This window comes from Caballeronia mineralivorans PML1(12), from assembly GCF_001028175.1.
GTDB lineage: Bacteria > Pseudomonadota > Gammaproteobacteria > Burkholderiales > Burkholderiaceae > Caballeronia > Caballeronia mineralivorans.
The window spans coordinates 21091-46063 of sequence record NZ_AEJF01000173.1; the positions used below are offsets into that span (position 1 = coordinate 21091).

Annotated in this window: 25 protein-coding genes and 2 pseudogenes; 20 read left to right on the top strand and 7 right to left on the bottom strand. The window is 60.8% G+C overall.

What is annotated here, in order from left to right; translation table 11 throughout:
* The first annotated feature begins 49 nt into the window (after positions 1-49).
* Complete coding sequence (gene ptsP / locus EOS_RS28590) at positions 50-1810, top strand: phosphoenolpyruvate--protein phosphotransferase (RefSeq protein ID WP_200908714.1); 1761 nt, start codon at positions 50-52, stop codon at positions 1808-1810.
* Here the strand turns inward: ptsP and EOS_RS28595 are convergent.
* From EOS_RS28595 to gpmA, 4 genes and pseudogenes are all read right to left on the bottom strand, one after another.
* A pseudogene (locus EOS_RS28595) lies at positions 1798-2082 on the bottom strand (autotransporter strand-loop-strand O-heptosyltransferase); the annotation flags it as partial. The gene ptsP and the pseudogene EOS_RS28595 overlap by 13 nt on opposite strands.
* A 137-nt stretch (positions 2083-2219) precedes the next feature.
* On the bottom strand, positions 2220-2978 hold the full coding sequence (locus EOS_RS28600) for a HesA/MoeB/ThiF family protein (protein WP_047895558.1): 759 nt from the start codon (positions 2976-2978) through the stop codon (positions 2220-2222).
* A gap of 246 nt (positions 2979-3224) precedes the next feature.
* Positions 3225-4838 carry a S41 family peptidase gene (locus EOS_RS28605; RefSeq protein WP_047895559.1) on the bottom strand — a complete coding sequence of 538 codons (1614 nt, stop codon included), beginning with the start codon at positions 4836-4838 and terminating at the stop codon, positions 3225-3227.
* A 396-nt stretch (positions 4839-5234) separates the two neighbouring features.
* A complete protein-coding gene (gene gpmA, locus EOS_RS28610; RefSeq protein ID WP_047895560.1) occupies positions 5235-5981 on the bottom strand; it encodes a 2,3-diphosphoglycerate-dependent phosphoglycerate mutase in 747 nt (248 codons plus the stop codon).
* A 189-nt stretch (positions 5982-6170) separates the two neighbouring features.
* On the opposite strand from gpmA, the gene EOS_RS28615 reads away from it, so the two are divergent.
* The 4 genes from EOS_RS28615 (at position 6171) to EOS_RS28630 (ending at position 8477) form a co-directional block, all read left to right on the top strand.
* Positions 6171-6596 (top strand): rhodanese-like domain-containing protein, encoded by a 426-nt coding sequence (locus EOS_RS28615; RefSeq protein WP_047895561.1) that lies wholly within the window; start codon positions 6171-6173, stop codon positions 6594-6596.
* Positions 6593-6853, top strand: coding sequence for a glutaredoxin 3 (gene grxC / locus EOS_RS28620; RefSeq protein ID WP_047895562.1), 261 nt, complete (start codon positions 6593-6595; stop codon positions 6851-6853). Before EOS_RS28615 ends, grxC begins: the two co-directional genes overlap by 4 nt.
* A 127-nt stretch (positions 6854-6980) precedes the next feature.
* Complete coding sequence (gene secB, locus EOS_RS28625; protein ID WP_047895563.1) at positions 6981-7454, top strand: protein-export chaperone SecB; 474 nt, start codon at positions 6981-6983, stop codon at positions 7452-7454.
* Positions 7455-7478: 24 nt separating this feature from the next.
* Positions 7479-8477 (top strand): NAD(P)H-dependent glycerol-3-phosphate dehydrogenase, encoded by a 999-nt coding sequence (locus EOS_RS28630; RefSeq protein WP_047895564.1) that lies wholly within the window; start codon positions 7479-7481, stop codon positions 8475-8477.
* A gap of 15 nt (positions 8478-8492) precedes the next feature.
* Here EOS_RS28630 and trmL read toward each other — a convergent pair whose 3' ends face one another.
* Positions 8493-8963 carry a tRNA (uridine(34)/cytosine(34)/5-carboxymethylaminomethyluridine(34)-2'-O)-methyltransferase TrmL gene (gene trmL / locus EOS_RS28635; RefSeq protein WP_047895565.1) on the bottom strand — a complete coding sequence of 157 codons (471 nt, stop codon included), beginning with the start codon at positions 8961-8963 and terminating at the stop codon, positions 8493-8495.
* A gap of 19 nt (positions 8964-8982) precedes the next feature.
* A pseudogene (locus tag EOS_RS28640) lies at positions 8983-9774 on the bottom strand (ComF family protein).
* Between the two features lie 157 nt (positions 9775-9931).
* On the opposite strand from EOS_RS28640, the gene EOS_RS28645 reads away from it, so the two are divergent.
* From EOS_RS28645 to EOS_RS28680, 8 genes are all read left to right on the top strand, one after another.
* Positions 9932-10903 carry a methyltransferase domain-containing protein gene (locus tag EOS_RS28645; RefSeq protein WP_047895566.1) on the top strand — a complete coding sequence of 324 codons (972 nt, stop codon included), beginning with the start codon at positions 9932-9934 and terminating at the stop codon, positions 10901-10903.
* A gap of 292 nt (positions 10904-11195) precedes the next feature.
* The gene (locus tag EOS_RS28650; protein ID WP_047895567.1) at positions 11196-11672 is read left to right on the top strand and encodes a DUF2244 domain-containing protein; all 477 of its coding nucleotides are present in this window, start codon (positions 11196-11198) and stop codon (positions 11670-11672) included.
* 165 nt (positions 11673-11837) lie between these two features.
* Positions 11838-13469, top strand: a complete 1632-nt coding sequence (gene coxB / locus EOS_RS28655) for a cytochrome c oxidase subunit II (RefSeq protein WP_047895568.1) — start codon at positions 11838-11840, stop codon at positions 13467-13469.
* Positions 13470-13555: 86 nt separating this feature from the next.
* Positions 13556-15175, top strand: a complete 1620-nt coding sequence (ctaD, locus tag EOS_RS28660; RefSeq protein ID WP_047895569.1) for a cytochrome c oxidase subunit I — start codon at positions 13556-13558, stop codon at positions 15173-15175.
* A 117-nt stretch (positions 15176-15292) separates the two neighbouring features.
* Positions 15293-15433, top strand: a complete 141-nt coding sequence (locus EOS_RS47205) for a cytochrome oxidase small assembly protein (RefSeq protein ID WP_047895570.1) — start codon at positions 15293-15295, stop codon at positions 15431-15433.
* 5 nt (positions 15434-15438) lie between these two features.
* On the top strand, positions 15439-16011 hold the full coding sequence (locus EOS_RS28670) for a cytochrome c oxidase assembly protein (protein ID WP_075645409.1): 573 nt from the start codon (positions 15439-15441) through the stop codon (positions 16009-16011).
* A gap of 69 nt (positions 16012-16080) precedes the next feature.
* Positions 16081-16287: a DUF2970 domain-containing protein gene (locus EOS_RS28675; protein WP_047895572.1), complete on the top strand. Its 207-nt coding sequence runs from the start codon at positions 16081-16083 to the stop codon at positions 16285-16287.
* A gap of 88 nt (positions 16288-16375) precedes the next feature.
* On the top strand, positions 16376-17233 hold the full coding sequence (locus tag EOS_RS28680; RefSeq protein ID WP_047895573.1) for a cytochrome c oxidase subunit 3: 858 nt from the start codon (positions 16376-16378) through the stop codon (positions 17231-17233).
* A 295-nt stretch (positions 17234-17528) separates the two neighbouring features.
* Here EOS_RS28680 and EOS_RS28685 read toward each other — a convergent pair whose 3' ends face one another.
* Positions 17529-17738 carry a twin transmembrane helix small protein gene (locus EOS_RS28685; RefSeq protein WP_047895574.1) on the bottom strand — a complete coding sequence of 70 codons (210 nt, stop codon included), beginning with the start codon at positions 17736-17738 and terminating at the stop codon, positions 17529-17531.
* A gap of 99 nt (positions 17739-17837) precedes the next feature.
* On the opposite strand from EOS_RS28685, the gene EOS_RS28690 reads away from it, so the two are divergent.
* From EOS_RS28690 to EOS_RS28720, 7 genes are all read left to right on the top strand, one after another.
* A complete protein-coding gene (locus tag EOS_RS28690; RefSeq protein WP_047895575.1) occupies positions 17838-18581 on the top strand; it encodes an SURF1 family protein in 744 nt (247 codons plus the stop codon).
* A gap of 204 nt (positions 18582-18785) precedes the next feature.
* On the top strand, positions 18786-19448 hold the full coding sequence (locus EOS_RS28695; protein WP_407639190.1) for an SCO family protein: 663 nt from the start codon (positions 18786-18788) through the stop codon (positions 19446-19448).
* 24 nt (positions 19449-19472) lie between these two features.
* Entirely contained in the window at positions 19473-20621 is a 1149-nt protein-coding gene (locus EOS_RS28700) for a COX15/CtaA family protein (protein WP_047895576.1), read from the top strand.
* A 6-nt stretch (positions 20622-20627) separates the two neighbouring features.
* Positions 20628-21533: a heme o synthase gene (gene cyoE, locus EOS_RS28705; protein WP_047895577.1), complete on the top strand. Its 906-nt coding sequence runs from the start codon at positions 20628-20630 to the stop codon at positions 21531-21533.
* Entirely contained in the window at positions 21530-22129 is a 600-nt protein-coding gene (locus tag EOS_RS28710; RefSeq protein ID WP_047895578.1) for an SCO family protein, read from the top strand. The genes cyoE and EOS_RS28710 overlap by 4 nt, the downstream gene beginning before the upstream one ends.
* 737 nt (positions 22130-22866) lie before the next feature.
* Complete coding sequence (gene nagA, locus EOS_RS28715) at positions 22867-23970, top strand: N-acetylglucosamine-6-phosphate deacetylase (RefSeq protein WP_047895579.1); 1104 nt, start codon at positions 22867-22869, stop codon at positions 23968-23970.
* A complete protein-coding gene (locus EOS_RS28720; RefSeq protein ID WP_047895580.1) occupies positions 23963-24970 on the top strand; it encodes an SIS domain-containing protein in 1008 nt (335 codons plus the stop codon). The genes nagA and EOS_RS28720 overlap by 8 nt, the downstream gene beginning before the upstream one ends.
* Positions 24971-24973 lie beyond the last annotated feature (3 nt).

Genomic DNA, 24973 nt, shown 5'->3' on the forward strand with positions numbered 1-24973 from the left:
CGGGGATGCGGCAAAACCGTGAGCCACCCATAACTAGAGAGAGGTGCGCGTGTCGTTCACGCTGCATGGAATTCCCGTCTCGCGCGGTATCGCCATCGGCCGCGCGTATCTGATCGCGGCGGCGGCACTCGATGTCGATCACTATCTGGTCGAGCCGGATGGCATCGACAGTGAAATTGAACGCTTTCACGCAGCGCAGGCGCAGGTGCACGCAGAGCTGGACGCACTGCGCGACGATCTGGCCGCCGACGCCCCCAGCGAGATGGGCGCGTTCATCAACGTCCACTCCATGATCCTGAACGACGCCATGCTCGTTCACGAAACTATCGACCTCGTCCGTACGCGCCGCTACAACGTGGAATGGGCGCTGACCGAGCAGCTTGAAATCCTGAGCCGCCATTTCGACGATATCGAAGACGAGTATTTACGCGAGCGTAAAGCCGACATTCAACAAGTGGTGGAGCGCGTGCTGAAGGCGCTCGCGGGCGCGCCGTCCACGGCGACGCTCGTGGTGGATGGTGCCGCGACCAATGGCCACAACGACATGATCGTGGTCGCCCATGACATCGCGCCCGCCGACATGCTGCAGTTCAAGACCCAGGCGTTCAAGGGATTCGTGACGGACCTCGGCGGCCGTACGTCGCACACCGCTATTGTGGCCCGCAGCCTCGGTATTCCCGCGTCGGTCGGCGTGCAGCAGGCGAGTACGTTGATCCGGCAGAACGACTTGATCATCGTGGACGGGGATCACGGCATTGTGATCGTCGATCCGGCGCCGATCGTACTGGAAGAGTATTCGTATCGGCAAAGTGAGAAGGTGCTGGAGCAGCGCAAGCTGCAGCGCCTCAAGTTCTCGCCGACGCAAACGTTGGACGGCACGAAGATCGATTTGTGCGCGAACATCGAATTGCCCGACGACGCCAAGACAGCGCTCGATGCAGGCGCGATGGGCGTGGGCCTGTTCCGCAGCGAGTTCCTGTTCATGAATCACAAGGACAAACTGCCGGAAGAGGAAGAGCAATTCGAGGCTTACCGGCGCGCGATCGAGTTGATGAACGGCCGGCCGGTGACCATCCGCACGATCGATGTGGGCGCAGACAAGCCGCTCGAATCGATGGGCAGCGGCGACGGTTACGAGACCGCGCAGAATCCGGCGCTGGGCTTGCGCGCGATCCGCTGGAGCCTGTCCGAGCCGCAGATGTTCATGACGCAATTGCGGGCGATCTTGCGGGCATCGGCGTTTGGTCGTGCGAAGATCCTGATCCCGATGCTCGCGCACGCGCAGGAAATCGACCAGACGCTCGATCTGATCCACGAAGCGAAGCGTCAGCTTGACGACGCCGGTATCGACTACGATCGCAACGTGCAGATCGGCGCAATGATCGAGATTCCGGCTGCCGCGATCGCCGTGCGTTTGTTTTTGAAGCGGCTGGATTTCCTGTCGATCGGGACCAACGACCTGATCCAGTACACGCTCGCCATCGATCGCGCGGATAACGCCGTTGCGCATCTCTACGACCCGCTGCATCCGGCGGTGCTGCACTTGATTGCGTTCACGCTGCGTGAGGCGAAAGCTGCTGGCGTCCCGGTCTCGGTGTGCGGTGAAATGGCTGGCGATCCGACCGTGACGCGCCTGCTGCTCGGCATGGGGCTGACCGAGTTTTCGATGCACCCAAGCCAGTTGCTGGTGGTCAAGCAGGAGATCTTGCGTGCGGACCTGAAGGCGTTGCAAAAGCCGGTCGAGGACGTGCTCGCCGCTTATGAACCCGCGGAGTTGCTCGCTGCGCTGGCGTTGCTTCAGAAGATCTGAGCGAGGCCGCGCTCGGCCATGAGTTTGTCAACCACACGCATCACGAACTCCGGCGTGATGATGGCCGTGCATTGAAACGGCTGCGCCCTGTCGAAGCGGCGTGGGCACCAGGCGAAATTCTGCGGATCGAACCCGGTGGTCATGTCGTTGAAGCAGCTATTGCAGCCGTGGAAATTGACTACGCGATACGGCGTGCTGAACTCCGTCGACGGGTGCGAAAAACCGCTGATCATGACCACGGGCGTGCCCACGGCCCATGCAAGCCACGACAGTCCACTCCCCAATCCGTTGACGTCCTCCCCGTCCTCAGCCATCGGCTGCCGCTTACGCGGAAAGGGCGGGGATTCCTCCAGCGAGACGGCCACGTCCGACCGCGAGAATGTTGATAGCGGCGGGAGAGTTCATCACACTATTTCTTCGCATGCGTTCCGCACACCGGGCACGTCGCTTGCCGTGCGATGCGCATCGTGTTCCATTCCATGCGTAACGAGTCGAGCATCATCAGGCGGCCTTCGAGCGTCGTACCGAACCTGCCTATCACCCGTAACGCCTCGGCCGCCTGCATAGCGCCGATGATGCCTACCGTCGGCGAGAAGACGCCCATGGTCGAGCACGCGACTTCCTCGAACGCTTCGTCCGGCGGGAACACGCATGCATAGCAGGGCGATTCGGCCGAGCGGAAGTCGAAGGTGCTGATCTGGCCGTCGAAGCGCAGTGCCGCGCCCGACACGAGCGGCACGCCGTGGGCGAAGCATGCAGCGTTGATGGCGTGGCGCGTGGCGAAGTTATCCGTGCAATCGAGTACGACGGAGGCACGCGGGACGTGGGCGTTGAGCCACGCGGCATCGGCGCGAAGGGCTGCCGTATTGACCTTCACGCCCGGGTTGAGCGCGGCGAGCGTGTTGCGGGCGGAGTCCACCTTGGGTTCACCGACCGATGCACTCACGTGCAGGAGTTGACGCTGGAGATTGGTGAGATCGACGGAATCGGCATCGACCAGCGTGATCTCACCGACACCCGCCGCTGCCAGGTACATGGCAGCAGGCGACCCGAGCCCACCCGCGCCAATGACGATGGCGTGCGCATCGAGAAAGCGTTGTTGCGCTTCGATGCCAATTTCATCGACGAGGATGTGTCGGGAATAGCGAAGAAGCTGATCGTCGTTCATCGAGCGCTCAAGTGGGCTTCGACCGGCACGCCGCGAAGTTGGAAACAGGCGGACGGTCGCGAAACCCCTATTTTAATCGCGTGAAGCGAATCACACGATGCGGTGGTGCAGCCGGAGAACTAGCGATGTGGGGCGTGAGGGGTACGGCGGGGGCGGAAGGGTACTACGGCGATACGATTTCTTTGCTTAGTGCTGAATCAGTCAGCGCGGACATCGACTCCGCGCTGACTGAAACCGAAACAAAACTTACTGTGTAGCCGAAGCCGGCACGGGTGCCGACGCGGGCACCGGTGCCGCGTTCGCTCCCTGCGCGCCCGAGGCAGGCGTTGCATCTGCCCCTGGCGTTGCCGGCAAGGCCGGTTTGACAATAATAGGAGCAGACGCCGATGGAGCCGGCTTGTCCTGCGCCAGTTTCCTTTCGGAATAAGACTTCGATTCCATCACCGGCTTGCCTTCGAGCCTGTTCAGCCCTTGCTGGAGCATGAAGTCGTCGGGCGTGCCGAACTCGACCGGCTTGCGCTCGCGATCCTTGCGGCGCTGCTCCGGCGTCTTCTTGTCGTTTTGCTCCTCAAGAAGCCGCAGTTGCTCGAGCCGGTCCGCTTCACGGGCTTCCTGTTCCTTCTTCTCGTTCGGATCCTGCGTATTGGCCAGGTGGTTCGAATAGTCCACTTCGCGGGTGACGAGTGCGTCGTCCGGATCGCCTTCTGCGTACTGATCGACCGGAACGTCCGGGCGAATGCCCTTGTTCTGGATCGACTTGCCGCTTGGCGTGTAGTAATACGCGGTGGTCAGGCGCAGCGCGGTGTCGGCGGTCATCGGACGCACGGTCTGCACCGAACCCTTGCCGAACGTGGTCTTACCGACAATCAACGCGCGATGATGATCCTGCAGCGCGCCCGCGACAATCTCGGAGGCCGATGCGGAATACGCATTGGTCAACACGACCATTGGCACCTTCTTGAAGATTTCCGGCAGGTTCTTCAGCGGATCGGAGTCAAAGGAAGGCAGGCGATAATTGTCGTAGGTATCGCGGAAGGTTTGCTTCGCGTCCGCGATTTGTCCATTCGTCGACACCACCACGGCGTTATCCGGCAGGAACGCGCCAGCCACGCCGACCGCGCTCTGCAGCAAACCGCCGCCGTTGTTACGCAGGTCGACTACGAGGCCCTTCAGGTCGGGTTGCTGGCGCGCGAGATCCTGCAACTTCGCGGCGAGATCAGGCACCGTGCGTTCCTGGAAGCTCGTGATCCGGATGTAGCCGTAACCCGGAGCCGGAATCTTCATCTTCACGCTCTGCACGCGGATGAGCGCACGCGTGACCGTGATCGGGAAGGTGCGGTCGTCGGTCTTGCGGAAGATGGTCAGCGTGACCTTGGTGCCCGGATCGCCGCGCATTTGCTTGACGGCGTTATCCAGCGTCATGCCGCGTACCGGCTTGTCGTTGATGCGCGTGATCAGGTCGCCCGGACGAATGCCGGCGCGGAACGCAGGCGTATCTTCGATAGGCGAAATCACCTTGATCAAGCCATCTTCCGACGAAATCTCGATACCGAGCCCCGCGAAGCGACCCTTGGTCTGCTCCTGAAGCTCCTCGTAATCGGTTTTGTCGAGGTATGACGAATGCGGATCGAGGCTCGACACCATGCCTTTGATAGCAGCGGTGAGCAGTTTCTTATCGTCGACCGGTTCGACGTATTCATGCTTGATTTGCCCGAATACTTCGGCAAACAACCGCAATTGATCGAGCGGAAGAGGCGCGGTGGCGGCTTGCTGGGCTGATGCGGAGAGTTGCAGCGTTGCAAATACGCCGGTAGCAAGGCCCGCGGCGATCAGGCCGATGTTTTTCAGGTTCTTTCGCATAGAGTCTGTTGCGGTCGGAAGCGGATTAGGCTGCGTCGTGGTTGATTGGGCAGTATAACTGCAAGCCTTGGACCACGACTTAATCGCAGCTTAAAGGACTCACCGGGAAATGAATGGACGGGTTCTTTTTAGGGGCGGTAGTTTGAAAATCGTTATCCGGGCGCAAATGTCGGGCCCGGTTAAAGGATGCATTCGCCTAGTTCAGGTCGGGCCGTTTATTTTCGCGTCTTTGGGCGATAAACGTTGGTGAGTCGGTGCAGCGTCATCGCTCTTTAGCCGGGGCCGATGCTTTGGCGCTGCGCGGGGTGAACGTATGAGGACAGTAACAAAGCTGACAGCCGCGAATGCTGCATCAAAGCATCCACGGCCGTCGGCCAAGCATAAAACAGAGCGCTGTTAACCCGCTTTCCCTTGTTTCGCAACCGCCGCTTGCGCCTTGGCGATGGCTTCCGGGTCGCCGAGATAATAGTGCTTGATCGGCTTCAGGTCTTCGTCGAGTTCATAGACGAGCGGCACGCCATTCGGGACGTTCAGGCCGACGATGTCGTCGTCGGAAATTCCGTCCAGGTACTTGATCAGCGCGCGCATGGAATTGCCATGCGCGGCAATCAGTACACGCCTGCCCGACTTGACGGCTGGCGCGATGGACTCATTCCAGAAAGGCAGCACGCGTGCGACCGTGTCCTTCAGGCATTCGGTCAGCGGCAACTGCTCACGCGGCACTTTCGCATAGCGCGGATCGTTGTACGACGTGCGTTCGTCAGACGGATCGAGCGCGGGGGGCGGCGTGTCGTAGCTTCTGCGCCAGATCAGCACTTGCTCGTCGCCGTATTTCTTGGCGGTCTCGGCTTTGTTCAGCCCGGAGAGCGCACCGTAATGTCGCTCGTTCAGCCGCCACGAATGGACGACCGGCAAGTACATTTCGTCCATTTGATCCTGCACGTGCCAGAGCGTGCGGATCGCGCGCTTGAGCACCGATGTGTACGCAATGTCGAAGCTGAAGCCGGCCTCCTTTAGCAGCAAGCCGGCCTGCTGCGCTTCACGGTTGCCTTGTTCAGTCAGGTCGACGTCGACCCAGCCTGTGAATCGGTTTTCCTTGTTCCACGTGGATTCGCCGTGGCGGATGAGCACTAGCTTGTACATGATGTCCGTTGAGAGGTCGGTTAGTTAGGAAGCGGGAAACTGGCATCGATTCTGTGCGGCAACGCGTTCTGGCGCAACTCGGCCGATCGGCCGAGGCCATCGCGGCGGACGGTTATTTTATAATGGCAGGATTGTCCCGATTTTTTTCGACCTTTCATTTTTCCACACTCCCAATCCGGCGGTCCCGACGTGAAGTTTTTCACCGATTACACCAACCTTGTTCTTATCGCGGTCGCCCTCATTTCTGGTGGGTTGCTGCTTTGGCCAACGCTTGTCCGGCGCGGCCGCGGCGGTGTTTCGGCGCCAGAAGCCATTCAGCTGATCAACCGGCGTAACGCCGCGGTGATCGACGTGCGGCCGGCCGCCGAGTATTCGCAGGGGCACCTGCCGGCGGCGCGAAACTTCGAGCTCACGGAGCTCCAAGCAAAAATTGGCCAAATCGCGAAGAATAAGAGCAATCCGGTCTTGCTCGTGTGTCAGACCGGCCAGCAGTCCCAGAAGGCGAGCCGGATCGTGAGCGATGCAGGTTATGCCGAAGTCCATGTATTGCAGGGCGGACTGGATGCCTGGCAGAAAGCCGGCATGCCGGTCGTGAAACAAGGAGCGGTAAAGTGAATAAAGTGATCATGTACAGCACGCAGGTGTGCCCGTATTGCCAGATGGCCGAACGTCTACTAAAGTCGCGCGGCGTCGAAAATGTTGAGAAGGTGCTGATCGACCGTGATCCGGCGCGACGTGAAGAAATGATGACGCGTACGGGGCGCCGTACGGTGCCGCAAGTGTTTATCGGTGAGACGCATGTTGGCGGTTACGACGATCTGTCGGCGCTTGATCGCAAAGGCGGCCTGATGCCGCTGCTCGAGGCTGCCTGACACGTCGGACCCGGAGCGTCGGCGTCGGCCTGAATGCGTTCGCTACGCAATTAAGCAGCTCGCGGCTTTCAGCCGGAAAAACCGGAAAAGCCGTGAGCTGCACATTAAATAATCAAGGGAATCAACCATGTCTGACGACAACAACCAGCCGTTCTTCAACATCCAGCGCATCTACTTGAAGGACATGTCGCTCGAGCAGCCCAACTCGCCGGGCATCTTCCTCGAGCAGGAAATGCCGTCGGTGGAAGTGGAAGTGGACGTGAAGGCCGAGCGCCTTGCGGAAAGCGTGTTCGAAGTGCTGGTAACGGGCACCGTGACCGCGAAGGTGTCCGACAAGGTCGCGTTCCTGATCGAAGCCAAGCAAGCCGGTATTTTCGATATCCGCAACATTCCCGCCGATCAAATCGATCCGCTGGTCGGCATTGCGTGCCCGACCATCCTGTTCCCGTACTTGCGCTCGAATATTGCCGACGCCATCACCCGCGCCGGTTTCCCGCCGATCCACCTCGCCGAGATCAATTTCCAGGCGCTGTACGAACAACGTATTTCGCAGTTGTCGGCGGCTCAGGAAGGCGTGGCCAACGGCGCGACGCTGAACTAAATCCCGCACATTCCGGAGCCGGGCATGCAAGTAGCCGTTCTCGGCGCCGGTGCGTGGGGCACCGCACTGGCTGGCCATCTGGCCACTCGCCACTCTACGGTGCTCTGGGCGCGCGATCGCGCGCTCGTCGAGTCGCTGTCCCATTCGCATGAAAACGAGCGCTATCTGCGCGGCATAACGCTGCCCGCATCGCTTCAATACGATCCCGATCTCGCTTCCGCCCTGACCCATGGCGCGGCGAAAGACGCACTGTGCGTGGTTGCCGCGCCGGTCGCGGGCCTGCGCGCGTTATGTCGGAACATGCGTGAATTGGGCGTTGTGCCGGCGCATATCGTCTGGTTGTGCAAAGGCTTCGAAGCGGACACGCAATGTCTGCCGAACGAGGTGGTTGCGGCCGAATTGCCGCAACACGCGAGCAGCGGCACGTTATCCGGACCGAGCTTCGCGCGCGAAGTCGGGCAAGGCTTACCTGTGGCGCTGACGATCGCGAGCGCGTCGGCAACGCTTGTCGAGCGCACGGTCGCGGCTTTTCATCACGGGGCCATGCGAATCTATACCGGTGACGACGTTATCGGTGTCGAAGTGGGCGGCGCGGTGAAGAATGTGCTGGCGATTGCAACCGGAATTGCCGATGGACTCGGTCTGGGCCTGAACGCCCGGGCCGCGTTGATTACGCGCGGACTGGCCGAGATGTCGCGGCTCGGCGTGGCGCTCGGCGGGCGCGCGGAAACCTTCAATGGCCTGACCGGACTCGGCGATCTGATTCTGACGGCGACAGGGGATTTGTCGCGCAATCGCACGGTCGGAATGCAGTTGGCAACGGGCCGTTCGCTCACCGATATCCTCGCGGCGCTCGGCCATGTAGCCGAAGGCGTGCGATGCGCGCGGGCCGTGCTGGCGCTCGCTGAGGCCCATGGCATCGATATGCCGATCACACACGCCGTGTGCCGCGTGTTATTCGAGAATGTTGCTCCGGGTGACGCGGTTCAGGCGCTGCTGAGCCGCGATTCCAAAGCGGAGTGATAGGCGTGGCGAAGCCTATTCGCCACCCTCGAACCCTGTCTGACGCCACGCTTCGAACGTTACGACCGCCACCGTATTCGACAAATTCAAACTTCGATTGCCCGGCCGCATCGGCAGACGCACACGGCGCTCGTTGGTGAACTGCGTGAGCACCGCGTCCGGCAGGCCCCGGGTTTCGGCGCCGAACACAAACCAGTCACCGGCCTTGAACGTGTGCCCGAAAAACGGCGTCGAGCCGCGCGTGGTGAAGGCAAACATGCGGCTCACGTCAGGTGTTTCGGTTTCCAGGAACGTCTCCCAGTTCGCATGCACATGCATCTGCGCGTACTCGTGGTAATCGAGGCCGGCGCGGCGCATTTTGGCGTCGTCGAGAGGAAAACCGAGCGGCTCGATCAGATGCAGGCGGGCGCCCGTATTGGCGCACAGCCGGATCACGTTGCCGGTGTTCGGCGGAATTTCAGGTTCGACCAGTACGACGTTAAACATTAGCGATAACTCTTGAAATTTAGTCTTGCGGGGTGCGCAGCGCGACGAAGTTGCTCACGCGCCGCACACCGGCTGCTTTCAGCGTAAAGGCCAGCGCGTCCAGCGTGGCGCCGGAGCTCATGACGTCGCCGACGATAGCCACGTGCTGGCCGCGTAGTGCGCGCTACACCTTGAACGCCTCGCCGACGTTGCGGCGCCGCGTATCCAGATCGAGCTTCGCTTGCGGCGCGGTGTCCCGGGTGCGCTCGATCAGCGCTGCGTCGGCACGCGCGCCGAGCAGGCGGGCGAGCGGTTTGCCGATCGACCAGGCCTGGTTGTAGCCGCGAACCCTCAGGCGCCGACGCGACACCGGCACCGGTGAGACGATATCCGGGGCCGCTGCGTCGGTTGCCTCGAATGCGGCCTGCAACTGGCGGGCGAATTCCTCTGCGGTTGCCCGCCGGGCGTGAAACTTGAGATCGAGCGCGAGTGTATCGAGTGGCGCGTGGTAATCGGCCAGCGCGATAGTCGCGTCGAAATGCGGCGGCTGCGCAATACAACGTCTGCAAGGTGGCTGCGCTTCACGTTTAACGCCCTTGACTGCGGCAAAAAACGGCATGGACAAAGCACAAACCGGGCACCGCATGCATGTCTGGTTCCAATGCTGTTCGTCGCAGCCCGCACACAACACCTTCTGCGACAAATTGCCACACAATGCGCACTGATTGGGCAACGCGATGTCGCGGATCCGGTCGAGCTGCCGCACGACGGCGACAGAAGCTGCGCGTAGCGAGCCTGGAGCGCGCGATACGACGCAAAACCGTAGATTCATACGTTCGATCCAAATAATGCGTGGCAGCACAACAGGCCGCCGGGAGTGCGCCGATAGCCGAGCATAAAAACAGGCGGAAACCGTTGCGCTGTCTGGTTTGGCCGAACGTTTCAGGAATCGACCGAGTATACTTCGCACTCTTATAAAGCAGGTTGTCATGTCCCCAACTCCCGCCAACGCTGGCCGTCCGGCCTACGATTCGCGCCGTCTGAAGCGCATTTTCGACCGTCGCGCCGCGACGTTCGATGACGTCGCTTTCCTGCCGCGCGAGATTGCGCAGCGCATGCGCGAGCGGCTCGACTACATCAAGGTAACGCCTGTGCGCGTGCTCGACGCGGGCTGCGGCATGGGTGCCGACCTGCCCGGTCTGCGCGAGCGTTTCGCTGAGGCCTCAGTGCTCGGCATGGATTTATCGGCGGCGATGCTGGCCCGGGCGAACAAGGCCGAGATGGCCGAATCCGAAGCCAACGCCGGCTGGCGGCGGTTTCTTCCCGCCACGCTGGGCAAGGCATTCGGCGCGCGCGGCCCGCAACTGGCGCAGGCCGACTTCGCAGAACTCCCGTTTGCTGCCAGCGCCTTCGAAATGCTCTGGTCGAATCTCGCGCTGCACTGGCATGCGCGGCCCGACCTCGTGTTTCCGGAATGGGCGCGCGTGCTCAAGGTGAACGGCCTGCTGATGTTCAGCACCCTGGGTCCCGACACGCTGAAAGAGCTCACCGGCGCGTACGCGCAGGCGGAAAAATCGCTGGGCTTGGCGCCGCAGCGGCACACCATCGAATTCGTCGATATGCACGATCTCGGCGACATGCTGGTCGAGAGCGGCTTCGAGATTCCCGTGATGGATCAGGAGGTGCTGACGATCACGTACAAGTCGCCGGAATCGCTGTTAAAAGACGTGCGCCGATGGGGCGCTTATCCGCGCGACGTGGCCCCGCAAACCCATGCTCGCGCGGTGCGTGATGCGCTTCACGCGGCGCTCGAAGCGCGTCGTCGTGAAGACGGCACGATCCCGCTGACCTTTGAAGTGATCTATGGACACGCATGGAAGGCGGTGCCGCGAATGACGGCGGAAGGGCACGGTATTGTGAGGCTCGAAGACATAGGGCGAGGCTCAAAACGAAGCAAGTAAACAAGTCACAAACGCCTTTATCACCCCTCGAATGCGCGCGTTGACAAGCATCCAAAAGGATGCGGCAAAAGGGCGCAGAGGCTTGTGCGGCTTGGCTTTGCGGCGTGCACCACCTTGCTTGTGGATGCTGGGCAACGCGCCTATAATGCGTCAGTTTGTCGCCTGGCTGGCACGATTTTGGGTGCATTCCGAGCGACTTGCGAACAATACGTGAGCAGTGAGCGAGCAATAAGCGAGCAGCACATGAGCGGGACGCGGCGCGGGTGAGACAAATCTGACGCGGGAGACGGCGATGCAAGCAACGGATCTGCCGATGGACACCGAACCGGTCGTCAAGGACTGGTTGATCAAGCGGAACTGTTCTGTCTCGCCGCGGCAATTCGTGGCCTTTTATGTGTCGCTGGCGCTGTTTTCGTTGCTGATCGCGAGTTTGCTGGTGTGGGCAGGCGCTTGGCTGGTGCTGCCTTTTACTGGTATCGAGTTGCTGGCGGTCGGTATCGCGTTCGTCATCTACGCGCGGCATGCTGTCGACTACGAGCGGATTCTGCTGTTTCACGACCGGCTTCTGATCGAACGGATGGACGCCGAAACGCTGACGCAGTTGGAGTTCAATCCGCGCTGGGTGCGAGTCGAACCGGGAGCCACGCCGAGAGATCCGGTGAAGCTCGTGTCACGGGGACAGTCGGTGCCTGTCGGGATACATTTGGCGCAGCATCGTCGCAAGCAGTTTGCCGTCGAGTTGCGCACGTGGCTGATGCGCTGCAACTGAAACGCGCTGGTGCGTGCAGGCAAGGCGGCGTTGCACAGTTTTGGCAGATCAATGCGCAGGAAAAGCAGGAAGCGGCACACGCATCGACACGCGCCGCCGAGTAAATCGTTTCCTGAGGAGACGATGCATGAATCGGACGAGTGCATACGGGGGTCGAGGGTCTGAATGGAAATTTTGGGTAAGGAAGCTATGAAAACAATCAAGCGAGCCCTGTCGGGCGTGCTGGCGTTAAGCGGACTCCTGTTCGCCGGCGCAGCCCTGGCGGTCAGTGACGTTCCCGGCGGTCCTGGAGTGAATGAACTCAACTTCCAGACGCCAGTGACGAAGATCGCCGAAGAGCTCTACGGCCTCCATACGTTCATGCTGATCATCTGTACGGTGATTTTCCTCGGCGTGTTCGGCGTGATGTTCTATTCCGTCCTGATGCATCGCAAGTCGAAAGGCCATAAGGCTTCGAACTTCCACGAAAGCACCACCGTCGAAATCATCTGGACCATCGTCCCGTTTGTGATCGTCGTGCTGATGGCGCTGCCGGCCACCAAGGCCGTGGTTGCCATGAAAGACACCACCAACGCTGATCTGACCGTGAAAGTGACCGGTTATCAGTGGAAGTGGGGTTATGACTACGTGAAGGGGCCGGGCGAAGGCATCAACTTCCTGTCCACGCTGTCCACGCCGCGTAGCCAGGTAAATGGCCAGGAGCCCATTGGCGAGCTGTATCTGCAAGAAGTCGACAACCCGCTCGTGGTTCCGGTCGACAAGAAAATCCGCATCATCACCACCGCTAACGACGTCGTCCACTCGTGGTACGTCCCGGCATTCGGCGTGAAGCAGGACGCGATCCCCGGTTTCGTGCGCGACACATGGTTCAAGGCCGAGAAGACCGGCACGTTCCGCGGCTTCTGTACCGAGTTGTGCGGCAAGGAACACGCGTACATGCCGGTCGTGGTCGAAGTACTGTCGGCTGATGACTACGCAGCATGGGTCGATGGCCAGAAGAAGAAAATGGCCGCCAGCGCGGACGATCCCAACAAGACCTACACAATGGACGAGCTGAAGGCGCGTGGCGCGCAGGTCTATACGTCCAATTGCGCGGTCTGCCACCAGCCGACCGGCAAGGGCGCGGGCCAGTTTCCGGCGCTCGATGGCAGCAAGATTGCCAATGGTCCGATTGCTGAACACGTGAGCATTGTGTTGAAGGGCAAGGGCGCGATGCCGAATTGGGGCGCGACGCTAAACGACGTCGAGATTGCTTCGGTGATCACGTACGAACGCAATACCTGGGGCAACCATACGGGCGACATCCTGCAGCCGATGCAAGTCGCTGATGCACGTAACGGCAAGATGCCCGCAGGTGGCGATCATCTGGCGGCAGCGGGTGCGGCGGCGGGTTCCGACGCAGCGGCGAGCGGCGCGGAAGCAGCAAGCGCTGCTCCGGCAGCGCCTGCAGCACCGGCATCGGACACTGCGGCTCAGTCGGCTTCGCTGCCAGCGAGCGTGTACTTCGAGACGGGCAAGGATGTTTTGCCCGCCGACGCGGCCAGCGCAGTCCAGGCTGCTGCCGATTACGCGAAGGCGCATCCGGACGCGAAGCTGACGTTGTCCGGTTTCACCGACGCAACCGGCTCTGCCGCCAAGAACGCGGAACTCGCGAAGGCGCGTGCGCAGGCCGTTCGCGACGCGCTGAAAGCCGCGGGTGTAGCGGAAGACCGCATTATTTTGAAGAAGCCGGAAACGATCACGGGCGGTGCTGACGCGAGAGAAGCACGGCGTGTAGAGATTAGTCCGGCTGCCTGACGTACCCGGTTCGTCCAGTTTCTTTCTGAAAGGAAGCTGGCGTAGCGTAACGCCAAGTGCCGCAGTATTCGCTTTAGGAGATTGTCATGTCTAGCATCGGACACGATGTAACCGCGGGCCACGAACATGGTCACGCTCACGACGAGCACGCGCACGAACTGCCGTACGGCTGGCGTCGCTGGCTGTTCGCGACGAACCACAAGGACATCGGTACCTTGTACCTGTTGTTCTCGTTCATCATGTTCCTCTCCGGGGGCGTGATGGCGCTGATGATCCGCGCCGAGCTCTTCGAGCCGGGCCTGCAGATCATGCGTCCCGAGTTCTTCAACCAGTTGACCACCATGCACGGCCTGATCATGGTGTTCGGCGCGATCATGCCGGCGTTCGTGGGTTTTGCGAACTGGATGATTCCGCTGCAGATCGGCGCCTCGGACATGGCCTTCGCACGGATGAACAACTTCAGCTTCTGGCTGCTGCCGGTGGCCGCCATCCTGCTGATCACGTCGTTCTTCGTTCCCGGCGGCGCGACCGCTGCGGGCTGGACGCTGTACGCACCGCTCTCCACGCAGATGGGCCCGGGCATGGACTTCGCGATTTTCGCGATCCACTTGATGGGCGCGTCGTCGATCATGGGCGGTATCAACATCGTTGTGACGATCCTGAACTTGCGCGCGCCCGGCATGACGCTGATGAAGATGCCGATGTTCGTCTGGACCTGGCTGATCACCGCTTACCTGCTGATTGCCGTGATGCCGGTGCTGGCAGGCGCGATCACCATGGTGCTGTTCGATCGCCACTTCGGCACGTCGTTCTTCAACGCAGCGGGCGGCGGCGACCCAGTGATGTACCAGCATATCTTCTGGTTCTTCGGGCATCCCGAGGTGTACATCATGATCTTGCCGGCGTTCGGGATCGTGTCGCAGGTGATTCCGGCGTTCTCGCGCAAGCCGCTGTTCGGCTATAGCTCGATGGTGTATGCCACTTCGTCCATCGCGATTCTCTCGTTCATGGTCTGGGCGCACCACATGTTCGCCACCGGCATGCCGGTGACGGGCCAGCTCTTCTTCATGTACGCGACCATGCTGATCGCGGTGCCCACGGGCGTGAAGGTGTTCAACTGGGTCGCCACCATGTGGCGCGGTTCGTTGACCTTCGAGACGCCCATGCTGTTCGCCATCGGCTTCCTGTTCGTGTTCACCATGGGCGGGTTCACGGGCCTGATCCTCTCCATGGCGCCGCTCGATATCCAGATGCACGGGACTTATTACGTGGTGGCGCACTTCCACTACGTGCTGGTGGCGGGCTCGCTCTTTGCGCTCTTCTCCGGCTGGTATTACTGGGCGCCGAAGTGGACGGGCTGGATGTATAACGAGACGCGCGGCAAGATCCACTTCTGGGCGTCGATGATCTTCTTCAACATCACGTTCTTCCCGATGCACTTCCTGGGCCTCGCCGGTATGCCGCGTCGTTATGCGGATTACCCGGCGCAGTTCACGGACTTTAACCAGATTGCGACGATCGGCGCGTTTGGTTTCGGTCTGGCGCAGGTGTACTTCCTGTTCGCGGTGGCGCTGCCGGCGTATCGCGGCGGCGGCGAGTTGGTTAAGGCCGACGACAAGCCGTGGGACGGCGCCGAAGGTCTGGAATGGACCGTGCCGAGCCCGGCTCCGTTCCACACGTTCGAACAGCCGCCGCACGTGGAATAAACGCGCGTGGAATGAACTCAGGCAGCGCGTGCCGTCGTTGGATGTTGCAAAACGGGACGTGCGCCACGCAGGACAATGACAGCGAAGCGCATGACTAGCGGAATAAAGCCTGAACGCATGACCCGGAATTCACAGAAGCAACGCACGCCCGCGGAAGTTCGCGCGGGCAACAAGCGGCTCGGCCTGATCCTGCTGGCAGTAGCCGCGGTGTTTTTTCTGGCGGTAGTCGTCGATCAGTACGTGCGCTCAAGAGGTTAAGGAAGGTGTCGAGGCCTCAGGAGATCAAGGAAGACCGCGCGTTCAACCGCTCGATGATGCTCAAGCTGATTGTCGTGGCGGTGGCCATGTTTGGTTTCGGTTTTGCGCTCGTGCCCATGTACCGCGCGATTTGCTCGATTACCGGCATCAACAATCTGGTGCAGCGCGATGTAGGCGCGCGCGAGGCGAAGAACACGCAGGTCGATACGAGCCGCACGATTTCCATCGAATTCGATGCCAATGCGCGCGGCCCGTTGCAGTTCAAGCCGGAACAGAACACGCTTGACGTGCATCCGGGCGAAGTGATGACGGTGATGTACGAGGTGACCAACCAGCAAGGCCGCACGGTGCAGGCGCAAGCCATTCCGAGCTACGCGCCGATGCAGGCCACCGAGTACTTCAAGAAGATTGAGTGTTTTTGTTTTACGCAGCAAACGTTGAAGCCGAACGAGACACGGCGCATGCCCGTCGTGTTCGTGGTGGATCCGAAGCTGCCGAAGGATGTGAAAACGATCACGTTGTCGTACACGTTCTTTGAGTTGAGCACGCCTGCGTCGGTTTCGCGAAGCGGCATTTAGTAAGGCTGCGCCCGTAGCAAACATGCGCGGCTGCAGTTCATAAGCTGCTCCAGGCGGCGGAGACGCAAGATGGTTGAAACACAAAAGCCGGCGCCGAAGAGCAGTTTTCTCCGGTTGCTGAAGGCGGTTTTCTGGTCGTTCTTCGGCGTGCGCCGTCGCCGGGATCTGGAAAGCGATGCCACGCTGAATCCGCTGCATCTGATCGCGGCCGGGATTATCGGGGCGGCGCTGTTTATCGTCGTGTTGCTGGTGGTGGTGCGGGCGGTGGTGGGATAAAGCCAGTGGTGTCGCGGCAGACGGATCGAGCTGCGGCGCCGGTGGCAGCAAAAAATTCAAGCAACTGGATCGAAGTGGAGAATCAATAATGAGCGGTCAAAACGAAAGCACATACTATTTCGTCCCGCACCCGTCGAGACATCCGATCATGGCCGCCACCGGCCTTTTGATCGCGATGGCTTCGCTGGCGTCGTGGGTCAATGGTGAATCGTGGGCGCCGATCACGTTTGTCATCGGCCTGCTTTGGCTGCTGTACACGCTGTGGCACTGGTTCGGCGACTCCATCGGGGAATCCGAAGGCGGGATGTACGGCAAGAACGTGGATTTGTCGTACCGATGGAGCATGAGCTGGTTCATCTTCTCCGAAGTGATGTTCTTCGCGGCGTTCTTCGGTGCGTTGTTCTACGCACGCCAGATTGCGCTGCATGAACTGGGCAGCCTCGATTACAAGTTGATCTGGCCGGACTTCAGCGCCGTGTGGCCGAACAACGGTCCCGCCGCGCTTGTGCCGCACTTTCGTTCCATGACGCCGTGGCCGCTGCCGACGATCAACACCGCGCTGCTGCTGAGTTCGGGCGCGACGCTGACGGTCGCTCACCATGCGCTGCGCGAGAATCATCGGAACAAAACGATTATCTGGCTGGGCGCGACCATTCTGCTCGGCCTATGCTTCCTGTTCTGCCAGGGCTACGAATATTTCCACGCATACAACGAACTGAACCTGACGCTGGCTTCAGGCGTGTACGGTTCCACGTTTTTCCTGTTGACGGGCTTTCACGGTTTCCACGTGTTCCTGGGCGGCACGATGCTCACCGTCGTTCTCGTGCGTGTGATCCGCGGGCACTTCACGGCGGAGCATCATTTCGCGTTCGAAGGCGCCGCGTGGTACTGGCACTTTGTGGACGTGGTGTGGCTCGGGTTGTACGTGGTCGTGTACTGGTTGTAAGCGTTCAGGCTAGACGGGCGCGGCGGGTTGATCCAGCCACGTCCGGTTTGGCGGGATAGTTTGAAGTCGATTGAAAAAGATGCTTTGCAAAGCGCCGCCTCGACCTGACTCGGGCGGCGTTTTGCTTTTGGACGTGGCTTGGCGGGAATGCTGCTGCGGAATCGTTGAAAGTGCGTTGAAAAGTGTTTCCCGATGCGCCGTTTTGTCGCAGCGTCGAGCGCAACGGCCCGCTAGTATTTCGCGAACCTTGGCGCGGCCTGGAAGCCCAACCTCATGCGCTTCTACGCGTGCGTTCTCAGCGTCCGAGCGGAATCCCTGTGGACTGGATCCAGCCCATCCAGTGCGCGAACAGGATGAAGAGAAACAGTGAGATCGACAGCCCGACGCGCATGGCAAGCGACCACACCATGCGCTTGGTCTTGCCCTTGTCGGTCATCATGAAGTACAGCGCTGAACCCAGGCTCGCGATGATGAGAATGAATGCAATGGCAACGAATATGTGCATGAAAACAGCCAGTTGGCCTAAGAAGTTCGATCCTTCGATTATCGCACCGCGAGTAATGTGCCGCGTGGGCGTTCAGGTTTTCATCGGTGGACATGCGGTATGAAAATTCGCTTCTGGCCGGCGCTGATCATCCTGATCGTCATGGCGCTCACCGTGCGCCTTGGCTTCTGGCAACGAGATCGCGCGCATCAGAAAGAGCAGTTGAATGCGCAGATTGTTGCGTTCGAAAACGCGCCCGTGCAACGCGTGGGCGCGTCGCCGCTTGCGTTGAAGGACATCGAGTTTCATCGCGTGCTGGCGCGTGGCACGTTCATGCCCGATCAGGTCGTTTATCTCGATAACCGGCCGTATAACGACCAGCCGGGTTTCTACGTCGTGATGCCGCTCAAGATCGATGGCGGCGGGGTCGTGCTGGTGAATCGCGGCTGGTTGCCGCGTAATCTGGCGGATCGGACGGGTATCGAGCCGTATGACACACCGAGCGGCGAAGTCGAGGTTGAAGGCATTGCGCGGGCGAATGCGTCGCAGGCTTTCGAACTCGGGCACGGCGGCTCCGCGGCGCGGCAAAAGATTCGGCAGAATCTCGATGTCGCCGCGTACGCTGCCGAAACGGATTTACCGCTGCAACCGTTTGTGATCCAGCAGTTGAACAATAGCGGCGACAAGCTGGTGCGTGACTGGCCGGCGCCTACCATGGGCGTGGATACGAACTACGGCTACATGCTGCAATGGTGGGGCATGGCGCTTGCCGCGCTGGGTTTTGGACTGTACGCGGCGCGGCGCGCGGCGAAGAAAGAAAACACCGGGCAGGCTGCTCCGGAAACACTCGATGGGAAGGTTTGATCCAACGGGTTCGCTCACCAAGCGATGACCGTGCGTTTGCCCCAGGCGGGCGTACTCGGAAGTGACAGGCAGAACGCACACTCGATCGAAAACCGAGTCCGACAGGCCGCCATGAAGCGGCCACGAAGCAGGCGCGACACACTTGAATGATTGCATCGCGTGGAAATGAAGTACGCGATGCCGCACACGAATAGAGGCAACATTTTGTCCATGCAAACTCCCCGACCTTCGCCGTCCGCCGTCCACAAGGCGCGTGCCCAGCAGCAGGAACGCACCCCCGGTTCATGGAACAAGGGACGCTGGATGCTGGTCCTGCTCGCGGCTGTTTGCGCGGCGCCGGTGATCGCGTCGTATCTGATGTACTACGTGGTCAAGCCGGCCGGCGGCACCACGAGCTATGGCGCGCTGATCGAGCCGCAACGCCCTATCCCTGAGCAAATGGTCGTCACCGACGAACAAGGCAAGTCGATGCCGCTCACCGCCATGCGCGGCAAATGGCTGATGGTCACGGTCAACGGCAGCGACTGCAACGAGCAATGCGTGACGCGCCTGTTCTTCATGCGGCAAGTGCGCGCGCTGCAATCGGCGGAGCGCGAACGCGTGGTCGACGTCTGGCTACGCACCGACGACAAACCCGTCTCGAGCGTGATTCGCACGGCTTATCCGCAGCCGGACACGCGCATGCTGGTCGCCGACCCCGCAGCCGTGGCTGCTTGGCTGCCGGCGGGCGCCGATTCGCAACTCACCGATCACATCTTCCTCGTCGATCCCAACGGCAACCTCATGATGCGTTTCCCGAAGAATCCGGAGCCGGAGAAGATCAAGGCGGATCTGGCGAAGCTGCTGAAGTGGTCACGTATCGGTTGAGCATGAGTTGAGGACAGCGCGCGCATGACTTACGTTTTACAACTCGGATTGATCGGCATCTGCATTGCGTTATTGCCGCTTTCGTACGTGTGGGTGAAAGCCGACGACAACAAGTTTCGCAAGCTCGTCTGGCTAACCACGTTCTTGACGCTGGATCTGGTGATGTTCGGCGGTTTTACGCGGCTCACGGATTCCGGCCTCGGTTGTCCCGACTGGCCGGGTTGTTACGGCACCTCGTCGCCGTTTATCGCGCATGCGGCCATTACCGCTGCCCATCAGGCGATGCCGACGGGACCGGTGAGTATCGGCAAGGCGTGGATTGAAATGATTCACCGCTACTTCGCGATGGCGATCGGCGTACTGATCATCGCGCAGGTGCTGATCGCGTGGACGGCGCGTTTCAAGCGACGGCCGCTGCACGTCTCGCCGTGGTGGCCGACGGCGATCCTGATGCTGATCGTGGTTCAAGGTGCGTTCGGCGCCTGGACGGTCACGATGAAGCTGCAGCCAGTGATTGTCACCACCCATCTGTTGCTCGGTCTGGCGCTGCTCGGTTCGCTCGGTTGGCTGGCCGCGCGCCAGACGCCGATTCCCGCCATCGATCCCGCCGCCGCCCGCTGGCTGCCCGCGGCGCTCGTCGGATTGTTGCTGCTGGTGTTCCAGATCGCGCTGGGCGGCTGGGTCAGCACGAACTACGCGGTACTCGCCTGCACGGACTTTCCGCTGTGCAACGGCGCCTGGATCCCGCCGATGAACTTCGAACACGGCTTCCACCTGTGGCGCGCGCTAGGCATGACGGGCGACGGCGATGTCATTTCACAGGACGCACTGGTCGCGATTCACTGGACGCACCGAACGTTTGCGCTAGTCGTGGTGCTGTACGTGCTGTGGCTCGCGGCGAAACTGCGTCGATTTGAGTCATTGAGAAAACCCGCTAACGGCATCATGCTCGTGATCGTTATCCAGTTTCTGACGGGACTGTCCAACATCCTGCTGCAGTGGCCGCTGCCCATTGCCGTAGCGCACAACGGCGGGGCGGCCATCCTTTTGCTGTTGCTCGTTATGGTAAACTTTCGAATCTCCTCCAGCCGTCCCGGCCACACCGTGGGGTCGTCTGCCACCACCGCCCCGCGCGACGCCGTTCCTGCATCACTCCCGCGCCAAGCTCCGTGAGTTTCTATGGACAGCACGACACTGATTTCCCCCTCCGGTAGCCGCCTCTCGCAGTACATTGCGTTGACCAAACCGCGCGTGACGCAACTCGCGGTTTTCTGCGCTGTGATCGGCATGTTCCTTTCAACGCCGGGCATGGTGCCGTGGACCGTGTTGATCGGCGGAACGGTGGGTATCTGGCTGCTGGCCGGCGCCGCGTTCGCCATCAACTGCCTGATGGAGCAAAAGATCGATGCCATGATGCGCCGCACCGCGTGGCGTCCGTCCGCGCGCGGCGAGATCACGCCCGTGCAGATCCTGCTGTTCTCAGCGGTGCTTGGCGGTGCGGGCATGTGGACCCTCCACACGTTCACGAATGCGTTGACCATGTGGCTCACGATCGCGACGTTTGTTGGCTACGCGGTGATTTATACGTGCTTGCTGAAGCCGGCCACGCCGCAGAACATTGTGATCGGCGGCGCCTCGGGTGCAATGCCTCCGGCCTTGGGCTGGGCTGCGGTTACAGGCCACGTCCCCGGCGATGCATGGATCCTCGTGCTGATCATCTTCGTGTGGACGCCGCCGCATTTTTGGGCGCTGGCGTTGTACAGGAGGAAGGATTACGAGAACGCCGGCTTGCCGATGCTGCCGAACACGCACGGCGAGAAATACACGCGCCTGCATATCCTTTTGTACACGGTGATCCTGTTCGCCGTGACCATGATGCCGTTCATCTCCGGCATGAGCGGTGCGCTCTATCTTGCGTCGGCCGTGGTGCTCGGCGGCATGTTCCTCGGTTATGCGTGGAAGATTTATCGTGAATATTCCGATGCCTTGGCGCGCAAGACCTTTCGGTTCTCCATCGTGTATTTGTCGCTGCTGTTCGGCGCGCTGCTCGTGGATCATTACGTGCGGACGGTGATCGGAGTATGAAGTTTTCAGCTCGAGAGATCGCTGTCTGGATGGGATTCGTATTGGCCGCCGTGCTGCTCGCAGGATGCGACAGCAAACCAGCGTTCACGAATCTCGATATCACCGGCAATACGCAGTTCGGCAGCGATTTCTCGCTACCCGACACCAGCGGCAAACCGCGCACGCTAGGCGATTTCAAAGGCAAGGCCGTCGTACTGTTTTTCGGCTATACCCATTGCCCGGATGTCTGCCCGACCACGCTTGCTGAACTCTCGCAGGCGCTGCAAAAACTCGGCGATGACGGCAAGCGCGTCCAGGTGCTGATGGTCACTGTCGATCCCGCTCGCGATACGGCGCCGTTGCTGAGCGAATATGTATCGGCGTTTAGTCCGAGGTTCATCGGTTTGCGTCCCGCGGACACTGCGGAACTCGTCAAGATCACGAAGGATTTTCGCGTGTATTACGCGCAGGTTCCGGGCAAGACGGCCGGCGAATACACGATGGACCACACGGCCGCGAGTTACGTCTTCGACCCGCAAGGGAGGCTCAGGCTGTTCGCACGCGACGGGCAGGGCGTGGATACGTGGGTACATGATCTGAAGTTGTTGCTCGACTGAGCCAGCACAGCAAGCTGTGACAAGAAGGCCGTTCCAACGTGGGTTGGAACGGCCTTTTGCTTGGGCATTCCGATCGCTTTCTACGCTCAATCGCCCTTAACGACGCGGCGCTCCATGAACTCTCCCGCCTGGCGAATCGATCTCACTCAATGTGCTAATAAAAAGCATGACCGTGCGTAATGGCTGGCGCCGCACATCTTGCGGCACTCGCAGGGCGTCCATAGTGTGTAGACCAGCCGCATGGAAGTGGGCTTCATTTTAGGGTAATTACCGATACGAAAGAGGCCGTGAAATCAATTTGAGATACATTCAACTTATTGATAATTAACGAATTTGTTCAATGGGAGAGAATTGATTTCGTAAATTGACTGGTATTATTTTGGTTATATAATGGGCTCGCCAAAGACGCCTGCTTTGCGACCATTCTTATGGACATTCGGTTAGCCAAACGATCCTAAAAAATGATCGCAAAGTGTCGATCAAGGTGTCCGGAAGGTGTTCTGCTCATCCGCTGTTCTTGCATCAAGCATCGCGCCAGAGTCCGTCGGCTATCGGACCAGCGAGACGTCGAAACAGGCGTCGCAAAACAATTCCAGAGGCGAAAAACGCCATCGCGGGGAATCGCTACGGATCGTTTCACCGGCGAATTCCGGCCTGCTCGCAGCAGGTGCGACGGTTGATGGAGCTTCATCACGCGGCAGACGCGCGTCACGCTGCACGTTTCACGAGAGAGATTCATGCTGAAAGGAAACATCCTGACGACCGACGGCTGGATATACGGCTCGATCGAGTTCGAGAACGGACGGGTGACGGCGCTCGAAGGAGCGCGCGTGGACCCGAAGACCAACGACGCGCCGTACGTCCTGCCGGGTTTCGTCGACTGCCACGTGCATGGCGGCGGCGGCGCGGACATCATGGAGGGCGGCGAGGCCGCCACGATCATCGCGCGCGAGCACGCGAAGCACGGCACCACCAGCATGCTGGCTACCACCATGACCGCTCCGCGCGACGAACTGATGGCGGTCGTCGCAGGTCTCGGCGAACAATCCATTCGCCGCGCGCCCGGCGGCGCGCGCGTGCTCGGCGTGCATCTGGAAGGTCCCTACATCAATCCCGGCAAGCTCGGCGCACAACCGGATGCGGCGGCAGTCGCCGTGCGCGACGAAGTGCTCAAGTACTTGTCGCTCGCGCCCATCCGCGTGGTCACGATCGCGCCGGAAATCTCCGGGCATATTGAAGTAATCCAGGAAATGGCTGCGCGCGGCGTGCGTGTGCAACTGGGCCATTCGCTCGGTACTTACGACGACGCTGTCAACGCGCTCAAACACGGCGCACGCGGTTTCACGCACTTGTTCAACGCCATGTCGCCGCTGCATCACCGCGATCCCGGCATGGTTGGTGCCGCGCTCGCACATGCCGAGTACGCCGAACTGATTCCCGATCTTCTGCATGTGCATCCCGGTGCGATCCGGGCCGCGCTGCGTGCCATTCCGCGCCTCTATGTGGTCACCGACAGCACCTCCGCGTCCGGCATGCCCGATGGCGAATATCGCCTGGGCAGCCAGCACGTCACGAAGTGCATGGGCGGCGTGCGCCTCGCCGACGGCACGCTCGCCGGCAGCACCCTGACCATGGATCAGGCGCTGCGCAATCTTGTCTCCATCGGCTTGCCGATGGCGGACGTTTCCAATCGCCTGTCACGCTACGCCGCCGATTATCTCGGCCTCGAAGACAGAGGCCGGATCGCGCGCGGCGCGTGGGCCGACCTTGTCGTTTTCGATCGCGATCTGGCGTTGACGGCTACTTATGTAGAGGGTGAATCAATTGTCGAATATGCTTGATGAGGCACTGGCTTCCGCCGATGTGGTGGTTGCCCAGCTCGCCGATACTTCCCACATTGAAGCACTCGCCGCACGCCTCGCCGAGGAGCCGCGTCATGTCGCGCTGACGGTTGCACGCGGTTCATCGGATCACGCCGCCAGTTACTTCGCAGGCCTGACGATGAGCCGAATCGGCGTGCCGGTTGCGTCGCTGCCAATGTCGGTGGCGACCCTGCAGCAAGCGCCATTGCGTGTGAAAGGCCAACTGGCCGTGGCGTTCTCCCAGTCGGGCAAGAGCCCCGATCTGATCGGCACGATGCAGGCATTGCGTGCCGCGGGCGCGCTGACCGTGGCCGCCGTCAACGCGCCCGGTTCGCCACTTGCCGAAGCTTGCGAGTGGAATCTGCCGCTGCTGGCCGGGCCGGAACTATCCGTTGCCGCGACCAAAAGCTATATCGCGATGTTGTCGCTGTCGGCGATCGTGATTGCGCATGTGCAGAAGGACGTCGAATTGCTGGGCGCGCTCAAAACGCTGCCGGATGCATTGCGCGCGGCAGGCAAGCTCGACTGGTCGCACGCAGTCGATGAACTGAAAAACGTCGAACGCATGATCGTGATCGGCCGTGGACTGGGTCTTGCGATCGCCCAGGAAGCGGCACTGAAGCTGAAGGAAACGTCGGGAATACAAGCCGAAGCGTTCTCCAGCGCGGAAGTGCGGCACGGACCGATGGAACTCATCGGCGAGGACTATCCGCTGCTCGTGTTCGCACCGCGCGGTCCGGAGCAGGCTGGTTTGATCCAGCTCGCCCGCGACATGCGCGCTCGCGGCGCCCGTGTGCTGCTCGCCGCGCCCGCCGACGTCCCCGAAGCCACGCTGCCGCTCGTCGAGACTGCCCATTTCGCGCTGGATCCGATCGCCGCGATCCTGTCCTTTTATGTGATGGCCGATGGCCTGGCTGCCGCGCGCGGGCGTAATCCCGACGCGCCGCGCCACCTGGCCAAAGTCACCGAAACCCGTTAATCG

Coding starts and splice junctions, on each gene's coding strand:
- EOS_RS28600 (WP_047895558.1), bottom strand. CDS start 2,978: ATGAACGACGATCAGCTTCTTCGCTATTCCCGACACATCCTCGTCGAT.
- EOS_RS28605 (WP_047895559.1), bottom strand. CDS start 4,838: ATGCGAAAGAACCTGAAAAACATCGGCCTGATCGCCGCGGGCCTTGCT.
- gpmA (WP_047895560.1), bottom strand. CDS start 5,981: ATGTACAAGCTAGTGCTCATCCGCCACGGCGAATCCACGTGGAACAAG.
- secB (WP_047895563.1), top strand. CDS start 6,981: ATGTCTGACGACAACAACCAGCCGTTCTTCAACATCCAGCGCATCTAC.
- EOS_RS28630 (WP_047895564.1), top strand. CDS start 7,479: ATGCAAGTAGCCGTTCTCGGCGCCGGTGCGTGGGGCACCGCACTGGCT.
- trmL (WP_047895565.1), bottom strand. CDS start 8,963: ATGTTTAACGTCGTACTGGTCGAACCTGAAATTCCGCCGAACACCGGC.
- EOS_RS28645 (WP_047895566.1), top strand. CDS start 9,932: ATGTCCCCAACTCCCGCCAACGCTGGCCGTCCGGCCTACGATTCGCGC.
- EOS_RS28650 (WP_047895567.1), top strand. CDS start 11,196: ATGCAAGCAACGGATCTGCCGATGGACACCGAACCGGTCGTCAAGGAC.
- coxB (WP_047895568.1), top strand. CDS start 11,838: ATGGAAATTTTGGGTAAGGAAGCTATGAAAACAATCAAGCGAGCCCTG.
- ctaD (WP_047895569.1), top strand. CDS start 13,556: ATGTCTAGCATCGGACACGATGTAACCGCGGGCCACGAACATGGTCAC.
- EOS_RS47205 (WP_047895570.1), top strand. CDS start 15,293: ATGACCCGGAATTCACAGAAGCAACGCACGCCCGCGGAAGTTCGCGCG.
- EOS_RS28675 (WP_047895572.1), top strand. CDS start 16,081: ATGGTTGAAACACAAAAGCCGGCGCCGAAGAGCAGTTTTCTCCGGTTG.
- EOS_RS28680 (WP_047895573.1), top strand. CDS start 16,376: ATGAGCGGTCAAAACGAAAGCACATACTATTTCGTCCCGCACCCGTCG.
- EOS_RS28685 (WP_047895574.1), bottom strand. CDS start 17,738: ATGCACATATTCGTTGCCATTGCATTCATTCTCATCATCGCGAGCCTG.
- EOS_RS28690 (WP_047895575.1), top strand. CDS start 17,838: ATGAAAATTCGCTTCTGGCCGGCGCTGATCATCCTGATCGTCATGGCG.
- EOS_RS28700 (WP_047895576.1), top strand. CDS start 19,473: ATGACTTACGTTTTACAACTCGGATTGATCGGCATCTGCATTGCGTTA.
- cyoE (WP_047895577.1), top strand. CDS start 20,628: ATGGACAGCACGACACTGATTTCCCCCTCCGGTAGCCGCCTCTCGCAG.
- EOS_RS28710 (WP_047895578.1), top strand. CDS start 21,530: ATGAAGTTTTCAGCTCGAGAGATCGCTGTCTGGATGGGATTCGTATTG.
- nagA (WP_047895579.1), top strand. CDS start 22,867: ATGCTGAAAGGAAACATCCTGACGACCGACGGCTGGATATACGGCTCG.
- EOS_RS28720 (WP_047895580.1), top strand. CDS start 23,963: ATGCTTGATGAGGCACTGGCTTCCGCCGATGTGGTGGTTGCCCAGCTC.